8 protein-coding genes are annotated in these 9,812 nt (G+C 41.6%); 1 reads left to right on the top strand and 7 read right to left on the bottom strand.

Annotated features, from left to right (window positions below; genetic code table 11):
• Positions 1-606: 606 nt before the first annotated feature.
• Both ACPUEY_RS13665 and ACPUEY_RS13660 read right to left on the bottom strand, forming a co-directional pair.
• Positions 607-1,701: a fatty acid desaturase family protein gene (locus tag ACPUEY_RS13665; RefSeq protein ID WP_092818408.1), complete on the bottom strand. Its 1,095-nt coding sequence runs from the start codon at positions 1,699-1,701 to the stop codon at positions 607-609.
• A 14-nt stretch (positions 1,702-1,715) separates the two neighbouring features.
• A complete protein-coding gene (locus ACPUEY_RS13660; protein WP_425122417.1) occupies positions 1,716-2,786 on the bottom strand; it encodes a ferredoxin reductase in 1,071 nt (356 codons plus the stop codon).
• A 139-nt stretch (positions 2,787-2,925) separates the two neighbouring features.
• Between ACPUEY_RS13660 and fabR the strand changes: the two genes are divergently transcribed.
• A complete protein-coding gene (gene fabR, locus ACPUEY_RS13655; RefSeq protein ID WP_261183577.1) occupies positions 2,926-3,621 on the top strand; it encodes an HTH-type transcriptional repressor FabR in 696 nt (231 codons plus the stop codon).
• Positions 3,622-3,673: 52 nt separating this feature from the next.
• On the opposite strand, the gene ACPUEY_RS13650 is transcribed toward fabR, so the two are convergent.
• From ACPUEY_RS13650 to ACPUEY_RS13630, 5 genes are all read right to left on the bottom strand, one after another.
• Positions 3,674-4,501, bottom strand: coding sequence for an alpha/beta fold hydrolase (locus ACPUEY_RS13650; RefSeq protein WP_425122416.1), 828 nt, complete (start codon positions 4,499-4,501; stop codon positions 3,674-3,676).
• A gap of 161 nt (positions 4,502-4,662) precedes the next feature.
• The gene (locus tag ACPUEY_RS13645; protein WP_092818412.1) at positions 4,663-4,929 is read right to left on the bottom strand and encodes a PAAR domain-containing protein; all 267 of its coding nucleotides are present in this window, start codon (positions 4,927-4,929) and stop codon (positions 4,663-4,665) included.
• Between the two features lie 133 nt (positions 4,930-5,062).
• Positions 5,063-7,900: an RNA polymerase-associated protein RapA gene (rapA, locus tag ACPUEY_RS13640; protein WP_425122415.1), complete on the bottom strand. Its 2,838-nt coding sequence runs from the start codon at positions 7,898-7,900 to the stop codon at positions 5,063-5,065.
• A 143-nt stretch (positions 7,901-8,043) separates the two neighbouring features.
• The gene (locus ACPUEY_RS13635) at positions 8,044-8,688 is read right to left on the bottom strand and encodes an RluA family pseudouridine synthase (RefSeq protein WP_092818414.1); all 645 of its coding nucleotides are present in this window, start codon (positions 8,686-8,688) and stop codon (positions 8,044-8,046) included.
• Between the two features lie 129 nt (positions 8,689-8,817).
• Positions 8,818-9,528, bottom strand: a complete 711-nt coding sequence (locus ACPUEY_RS13630; protein ID WP_425122414.1) for a phosphopantetheine-binding protein — start codon at positions 9,526-9,528, stop codon at positions 8,818-8,820.
• Between the last annotated feature and the right edge of the window lie 284 nt (positions 9,529-9,812).

Raw genomic sequence — 9,812 nt, 5'->3', positions numbered from 1 at the left:
TTTATATTGTTACTTAGACAGGTAGGACATTTGATTTGTAGCGTTATTTTCATACCTCTATTTTATCAAAAGCCATATTGTTTTTTTCAGCATACTTTTTGAAACACCACCCACATTTCTATTATAAGTTGTAAAAAAGATCTATCTTTTTTCATTCACCAATCACTTATTTACATTTTAATAATAATAATAATTATTATTATCATTTTATTATTAATAAAACTGTCATATATTTTAATAAAATTAAATAATAATAATAAAAATCAATATATTATAAGCATAATTATTTATAAAATTATCTATCTAATTTTTTTAAAAAATTAATTAATGATGATTTACTGATCAACACCCCCAGGGGGTATAATTACAAAGTTATATTTTACTTATTTGACAATAGGCAAAAGTGCTCAAAGAGTAGATATTTATGCAAAAAAATACATAAAAAGCTCACAAAAGATAAACAATTTGCAAAATTAATTTATTACTAAATTCATCCTAATACTTTAAATTAAATTTTATAATTTTATTCTTTTATAAAATTTTCAGGAGTGAGGGTTTTCCCCAACTCACTCCTGAAAAATAATATATTAAGATTTTTGGATAAACTTACTTCTTGAACGGAAAAGCATATTTAGCAATACGTTTAATTACACTGCCATACTGCTTAAACAGGTTGGCATTATTGTAATTTAAACCATATTTCTCACATACTGCCTGAACTTTAGGTGCCATTTTACGATAACGGCGTGCCGGAATGTCTGGATATAAGTGATGCTCGATTTGATGGCTTAAGTGACCGGTCAAAATATGGAATGCTTCTGAACCTGTCAAATTGGATGAACCACGAATCTGACGCATATACCAATGTCCGCGACTTTCATTTTCCAGTACCGTTTTCGGGAAAACTTCCACATCTTTAGTGAAATGGCCACAGAAAATAATACTGAAAGTCCAGATGTTACGGATCCCGTTTGCAACCAGATTGCCGGTAAATACCGGTAAAGCAGCTGGACCCGCAATCAATGGAAAGAAAACGTAATCTTTAAACAACTGTTTACCGATTTTCTTTTGGAGTGGCTTCCACTCTTCTTTGAGTACCTGTTTACTCTTGCGCCCAAACCAAACTTTACCCAATTCCAGATTTTGAATGGCTACACCCCACTGGAATAACAGACAAAATGGAATCGCATAAATCGGCTGTAAAAGATAGCCTGGTTTCCAGCGCTGTTCAGGGAACAAACGCAGCAAGCCATAACCGATATCATCATCCATCCCTTTAATATTGGTATAAGTATGATGCTTGTAGTTATGGGTTTGACGCCAGTTATCCGCTGTGCCGACGATATCCCACTCGTAACTTGGGCCATGGAATTTAGGATCATTCATCCAGTCATATTGACCATGCATGACATTATGACCCAATTCCATATTTTCCATAATTTTGGCAAAACCAAGTAAGCCTGTACCTAATACCCAGGCCGGCGGAAACCAGCCAGCAAATAAACAGGCACGTCCAGCAATTGAAGCATAACGAATTGTTGAGTAAACCCGGCGGATATATTTCGCGTCTTTTTCGCCAATATCATCAAGCACTTCTTGTTTAATGGCATCCAGCTCACGGGCCAAATCATCTAGTTGAGATTGAGTGAGCTCACCATTTTTAGGATTTTTAAAATATTCTATTTTAACAGGCATATTCATAATATTTTTCTCACTTATAAATCAATGACAAGGTCAGACTGTGCTGAATTGACACAGATTTTCAATAAATTACCAGGTTCAGAATTTTGACTACCATTTACTAAGTCTTTAGTTGAACCTTCAACTTTATTACAGACACATTTATGACAAATGCCCATACGGCAGCCATGGGTCGGTTTGATATTTTGCTGTTCCAGGCTGGTTAAAATAGACTGCCCTTTAGGAATGGCTACTACTTTCTTTGATTGCAACAAAGTCACATTGACAAAGCCCATGTCAGAACTTTCAACGGCACTCATGCTAAAAGCTTCACTTTTAAAACTCTGGGCATGGGCAAATAACTGTTCTGCCTGTGCAACAAATCCGGATGGGCCGCAGGCATACACCTGGCTGTTTTCGATATTGTCCAGCAAAGCCAGATGGTCGTGGTTTAAGCGTTTGCCCGCATTTTCTTCCTGGGTATAAAAAACCTGAAATGAGAAATTCGGATATTGTTCCGCAAGCTTTTCAAAACGCGCTTTAAAAGCTGCACCGGCATATTCTTTGACCCAATACAACAACTGGATAGGTGCTTGAGCCATGCGATCTGTTTTAGAGAGTGCTTTAAGCAAACTTAGCATTGGGGTAATCCCGCTACCGGCAGCGAGCAATATCATCGGCTGAGCTTGTTCTGGTAACAGCATGTCTCCATAAGGCTGCCCAAATTCAAGAATATCGCCGACTTGTGCCTGCTCAACCAGCCAGGAACTGACTTTACCCTGATCAACTTTTTTCACTGTTAATAAGACATGTTGCGCATCAAGTTGAGTCAGACTATAGCTACGTTCATAGCGAACACCATTCACTTCCACAAAAACTGGATGATGCTGCCCTGCTTGCCCCATTTGAAAATGACGGTTCACTTGAATAGTCAAACTCATCATATTTTGTGCAGAATTTTCTTTTTGGACAATTTTGCCTAAGGCTTGATTGATTGACCAAAGCGTATTGAATTTCTGCAGCCAGAAATTGGCTGCGTGCTGATCCATAACGCTTTCAGCTAGTGAACTTAGGGGAGATTTTTTCATTTTTTCTACAACATGCATAGTCAGTACCACGCGATTGAATTTTAATTATTATACACATGTATATATATTTGTATATATATTTGTATTGTTTCTAATCATTTCCCAAGTTGCACTGCAACCGCTATAATGTTTTTGTGTTTCTAATCCCTTGAAAAATATGAACCAGTCTTCAATCAAAAAAAGTGTTGATGCGCCTGTTGATAAACAGAATTTTGTTCATGAACCGGTGATCGTCCGTACCGTGGGTCGAAAAGCAACCATTACCAAAGAAGAGCTGTTTCAAGCTGCATTGAATTTAATTGGACCGCAAAAAAGCATCTCCTCCTTAAGCCTACGTGAGGTTGCACGTGAGGCAGGTATTGCTCCAAACAGTTTTTATAGGCATTTTAAAGATATAGATGAACTGGCAATTGAATTGATTGATCGTGCAGGGATTGTATTACGTCAAATTTTACATCAAGCGCGTTTAAAGGCTTCTAAAGAAAACAGCATTATTCGCAGTTCAGTCGAAATTTTTATTGAACAATTAGATGCAGATGAAGGAAATTTAAGTTTATTATTGCGTGAAGCCTATACCGGCTCTGCGTCTTATAAAGCAGCAGTGCAACGCCAGCTAAATTATTTCCAGCAAGAGTTGCAGGAAGATTTAATTCGTCTGGAACGCCTCAATAACAATAGGCTTTCTCACCCCGACATTGCCGCTAAAGCCATTACCCAGCTGGTATTTAATATGGGTGCAACGGTCATCGATATTTCTGCGAAGGAACGCAAGGAAATTGCCGAACAAACCATGATCATGATTCGCATGATTATAGAAGGTGCACGTCATCTGGATGAAGCTCAAATTCGATAATCTATAACGCTATTGCTCGTGAAGGATGCAAAATGAAATCCTTCACTTTTCCTTAAATACTTTGCTGTTTACCAATCATCTGTTTCACCCATTTGGCTGTGCTTTCCGGTTGCTCTAAAGGAAACATATGCCCACCTTCCACCACACTAAACTCAATTCCATAGATTTTTTTCATTCCTTGCGGTAAGCCCTGTTTATAAAAATGGCTCTGTTTTGCGGTAATCAGATGTACCGGAACTTGAGGTGCTTTACGTGGAGTACGCCACCACCACGCAGGTACTGTTCTAAAAATTTCAGCTTCAACAGCTTTAGGAATAGTTAAGGTCGCGCCCCCTCTGCTTTGATCTTCTGTAATAGCATGGGCAAAATAATCATCAAAACACTGCTGATCAAAATTCTTGAACAGGCGGTTATTTCGCAAAGATGTATATGCTTCATCAAAACTGCACCAATGATCATTGCGTTTAAGCGTAATCGCCGCTGGCGTGATTTTATCCACGGCTTTTAATTTCAGCTTTTGCAGACCCTCAAAAATGGCAGATTTAGGTCCGATCACAAAAGGCGGATCCATAATCACCAGCTGTGAAAACAGATCAGGACGTTTATAGGCCGCCATTAGAGTAAGCAAAGAACCGAATGAATGCCCCAACCCAATCACCTGCTGTTCTGGAAATTGCCGTTCAATGTCTGCAATTACCTGTTCAACCAGATAATGCCAGGTCAGACTCACCGGATATCTGAGATCCAGACCAATCACCGAAATGGCTTTAAGATCAAATTCTGGTCCCAAACAGCGGAAAAACTTTTGATAGCTGGCCGAAGGAATCCCATTGGCATGGGTAAAATGAATCGCCTGTTTTCTGAATAATCCATCTGCCATATAAGCTACTCTTATTTTCATTTACATTTATCTGATTAACAGCATCGTAGCTTAAGGAAAAATAGACTGGGATGACATCCATAAATGCATGATTCACTGACTTGCAAGTCAGATGGCTTAAATACAGAATTCTATACAATAAATGATTTGACTGCTGCGGTTTATTTTCGCCAAACCACCAGAAACTGACTGCCTAAAAAAGTTGCTCCGCAAGTCGTCTTGTCCCCTGCAATCACCACCCCACGCCCTTTCACAGTGGTTGACTGTTTCGCCGCAATGGCTGACACAACCATTTGGCATTTTGGACAATAATGTTTCATACCATGCAAATGCACAGCGATTCCATTTATGATAAAAGAAGGATCACATTCCGAGACTATTCCGCCGTGCGACGTGCTAGAACCCATGGTAATTAAAGACTGAGCCATTGTTATTCTTCTTATATTTTATAAAAATTATTTTCTTATTTTAGCATGAGTTGAATTTTAAGCCAGATGAACCACAACTGCCTCATCTTAAACATATAAAGCACCCGTAGGTGCTTTATATTTCAGTTTAAAATTATGGCTTAACCACTACCATCACCTGAATGGCTTCTGGTGTGACTGATAAACCATCCAGCAGGCTCAAACCTTCTTTCTGGAATTTTTGCAAACGTGAAATTTCATCTTCACGGATGCTTGGGTTGAACTGTTTCAGATAAGTCAGGCGATCAATTTCATATTGCCATTTGTTGCCATACACTTCTTTAGCCTGCTGCTTAAAGTTAGGCAATGCAGCTTTGGCAATATCCAAGGCTTGTGCATAACGCTGTTCAATCACTTCACGGCGTGCTTTCACCACCTGACGGCAGCTATTGCCATCCAAGTGATGTAAATAAGGTTTCAGGATTTCTGGTGCAATCTTTTCAGACAGATCCTGACCTTTTTCACTGAGCAATACGCGAATCAGCTGCTGTGGCAAGCTAGATGGCAAGTTCAATGCCTTCGGTGCAACCACATCCACCTTAAACCAGACTTCAATCAACACCGAACCTTGTGGCAAGGCTGCAGATTTTAATACCGCAACGTTGGTACTACCAAAAGCCTGGGTATTAATCATTTCCATCACGCTTTCTGTGAATGGATGTTCCAGCGTCAAGTATTGTGCATCTTCACGAACCTGCGCCTGATCACGATAGAAAGTTGCCGTCATGCCTTCTTCATCCAAAGACAAGCCCTGAACCTGCATTTGGTCGGTCGGCTTGATGATCACGGTACCGTTACTTTGCTCATCAAAATCGATATTGGTCGATGCCATGAAGCGTTTCATGAACATCGGCAAAGTGGTGTTGTCGTCGTAATCTTCAAGCGCCTGCACAATTTCCTGTGCCACGATTGGACGGCATGAGTTGTATTCCAGCAGACGGTCACGGCCTTCCTGCAATTCAGCCTCTAAAGCTTCACGCTGTACACTGACTTCTTCCAGCAAATCTTCAAACTGCTGGCCCAAATCTGCCAATAAACAGTCTTTTAACTTCACAATAAAGTTTTCTTGTAGGGTTTGTGCAGTCGGGGAAATATTGCTGAAGATATTTAAACCTTCGTTGTACCAGCGGAACATACGCTCTTGCGCTGTACCGACCAGATAAGGCACATGAATCTGAATCCGGTTTTCCTGACCAATACGGTCCAGACGACCAATACGCTGTTCAAGCACATCCGGGTTCGCCGGCAAGTCAAACAGGATCAGGTCAGAGGCAAACTGGAAGTTACGCCCTTCGGAGCCGATTTCAGAACACAACAGAATTTGTGCACCATAAGATTCTTCAGCGAAATACGCCGCAGCCTGGTCACGTTCAAGCAGGCTCATGCCTTCATGGAACATGGCGGTACGGATGCCGGCATGCAAACGCAGCACATTTTCCAGCGCTTCCACCACCGGTCCACTACGCGCAATCAGCAAGACTTTTTTGTGTTTCAGTTCGGTACGCAGGATTTCCATGAGCCACATCACGCGTGGGTCATGTTCCATCCAGGAGCCATCCAGCTGTGCTTCTTCAGGCCACATCTGTTCACGCAACTTGCCGTCTTTAGACCAGTTGGCAGGCGCTGGTAAAGGTGCCGGTTGGCAATCACGGCCCGGAAAGCCCTGAATCGCTTCACGGGTATTACGGAACAAAATACGGCCGGTACCATGACGGTCCAATAATTCATGAATAGCACGGAAACGTTGCTCAGGCTCATCCTGAATGCCATGCCCCAACAAGCCTTCGATCGCTTTTAAATGCCCTTTTTCCAAAGGCAGGTCTGACATCAGCACTTCAGCAATTTTTGCAGTCTGATGATACTGCTCTTCTTCATCCAGGAAGCGGTCGAGTGAACTGAAACGTTGCGGATCGAGCAGACGTAAACGGGCAAAATGGCTTTCCACACCCAGCTGTTCTGGTGTTGCTGTAAGCAGTAACACACCCGGTGTTTTTTCAGCTAATTCTTCAACCAGGTCATAACGGTCATTACCACCTTCTTCTTCACTCCACATCAGGTGATGTGCTTCATCCACCACAAGAAGGTCAAAACCGGCCTCTAAAGCCTGTTCACGCAAATCTTCATGATCGACCATCAAGTCAACAGAAGCAATGATGCGCTGCTCGGTCAGGAACGGGTTTAAGTCAGGGTCATGTTCTTTAATCGAAGCGGTACGGGTCAAATCGAACAGTGAAAATTCCAGATTGAAACGGCGGCGCATTTCAATCATCCACTGATATTGCAATGAGTCTGGAACTAAAATCAGGATACGTTCAGAACGGGAAGTTTTGAGTTGCTGATGAATAATCAGGCCCGCTTCAATGGTTTTACCCAAGCCTACTTCGTCAGCAAGCAAGACACGCGGCGCAAAACGCTGGCCCACTTCATGGGCAATATACAGCTGGTGCGGAATCAGACCTACACGCGCACCGACCATGCCGCGCAAAGGACTGTTCTTCATGTTGGCTTGCATCAGTAATGCTTCAATACGCAGGTCATACCATTCTTTATAGTCGACCTGGCTGGCCAGCAAACGGTCAAGCGGCTTAGACAGCTGGATGGTCGCACCAATACGGGTTTCGTTGAGTGACTTACGTTCTTCTGAGCCATCTTCCAGATTGCGCACGACATTATAGCGCACTACGCCATGACGGTCTTCCAACGACTCAACTGTCCATTGGGTGCCTTCCTGATCCTGCAATTCATCATTCACATTGAACACAATACGTGATAAAGGTGCATTGCTACGTGCATAGACACGTGTTTCATCACTTTTTGGGAATAAGATGCTAACCGATCTTTCATCTACGTCTATAAGAACCCCTAAACCGAGTTCTGTTTCCGTGTCTGATAACCAACGCTGACCAATAGCAAACTGATGCAATTTTTCCACCTTTATCTAAAAATGAAGACACTAATTTCAAGCCCAAAATCTGGTTGGTATTTGAGCAAAAAACCAGGTCTTTAAGCAATATATTTTGACATAAAGCCCACTAAAAAGTGCGCAAAATCGATGAGGATTAAAAAGTTTTTACTTTAAAAAGGAACGGGAGCATAAAACTCCATCAGCTGTTCTGTTTGCGGATGATAAAAACTTAAGTTTTCAGCATGCAGGCACAGACGCGGCATCAACAGTTGCTGCTCAGGAGTGGCATATAAAGTATCCCCAATAATGGGATGACCCAGATATTGCATATGCACGCGTAGCTGATGGGAACGGCCGGTAATCGGGCTAAGTTTGACCCGCGTCACTGCCTGTCCCTGAATTTCAAAATGTTCGATGGCCTGCCAATGCGTGAGTGCAGGCTTGTTATGCTTGGGATCGGCAATATGTAAAGGAGGATGTTCAGGGTCATAAACAACCGGCACATCAACCGTGCCTTCCCCTTCAAGATGCCCTGCCACTACGGCTTGATAGGTTTTGTCGGTTTGACGTTCCTGAAACTGGCGGGAAATGGTTTTTTGTCCCCATCTGCTCAGGCCAAACACCAGAATGCCTGAAGTATCCCGATCCAGCCGATGAATCAGTAAAGTTTTGGGTTCTATTTCTAATAATCGGTTGATCACGCAATCTTGTAAATCTTCGGTTTTGCCGGGAACGGTGAGTACACCTGCAGGTTTATGGATGACCATAAAATCTTCATCACGATGTATCAGATGTTCGGTTAGAAAATTACTCAATGTTCAATCCCAGGCTGATCGCGAAAACAAGGCGGCAATGATAGAAAGCTTGGCACAGAATTACAATGCACAATATTCGAATTGGTGACGGATTTTCCGATTTTGCTCAAAAATTATTTCAATCTCGTGTTATGAACCTACTGATTGCAATACAAAGCTGACCAGTGCATGCAGTGAATTGTGTTTTAGGACATCTTCATACCTAATATTTGCCCCATGCGCCCGCCAAATACCTACCAACGTCACCATGGCTACAGAATCCAAACCGTATTGTTTCAAATCGACATCAGGATCAATTTCAAGTGCATCCATGTTTAGTTGCTCTGCAACCGCGAGCATAATTCCCTTGGCGGAAAGCACGTAATGGGATGGTGCACTTAAATCCCATAATCTGGTCAAACTATAGCTGTTCATGTGATGCAAAGCTTGCGCTGAAATGTTATCAATCCATTGAATATGCTGGTCCTGATTCGACAGTAAAATCGCATCATCCACAACACAGATTTGCTCGGTGACACTTTGTAGATGTGGCAATATTTGCTTGAGCATCGGCGTGACCTGTCCTGCAAAAATCAGCTGCGGATGCGATGATGCATATTCACCCAGTTGCTGCATACCCTGAATCAGGTCATCGCCATATAAGTCAACAATTGGAATATCTAAAGCTTTGGCTTTATTGCTGATTTGAATCAGATGAGTCATTAAGTCAATGTCTTTTATGCCTTCCATCATTCTTAAATTTTGTAATCCCACCAACACTAAGACAGATTCAGTGGATGAAAGCTTCCATTTGGCTTGTGATGGTGCGAGTTGGATTTTTTTGGGTATTGGGTACAGCATGGGTGGCTCTGAAGCATAATACCTTGATATTTTAGCGCAGATAAGTTCTAAAATTCACTTCATAATAGCTTGATAGTAATCTTAAAGATTTCATATCAGAAATTTATGTAAAATAGTTTTTTTATTTTTTGGGGTATTTATGAAAGAAAGTCATTACATAATAGAGTCAATGCTTGAATAGCCACTAATTTTGTAGACACCTTTTAGTTAGATAAAATGGCTAATTAACGAGGTGCTTATGAGCAGTAAACGATATCCTGAAGAATTCAAAATTGAAGCAGTAA

The organism is Acinetobacter sp. G11 (genome assembly GCF_049808495.1).
Classification (GTDB): domain Bacteria; phylum Pseudomonadota; class Gammaproteobacteria; order Pseudomonadales; family Moraxellaceae; genus Acinetobacter; species Acinetobacter kookii.
Note: the sequence above shows the minus strand (reverse complement) of the source record. Positions and strands in the feature narration are given on the sequence as shown.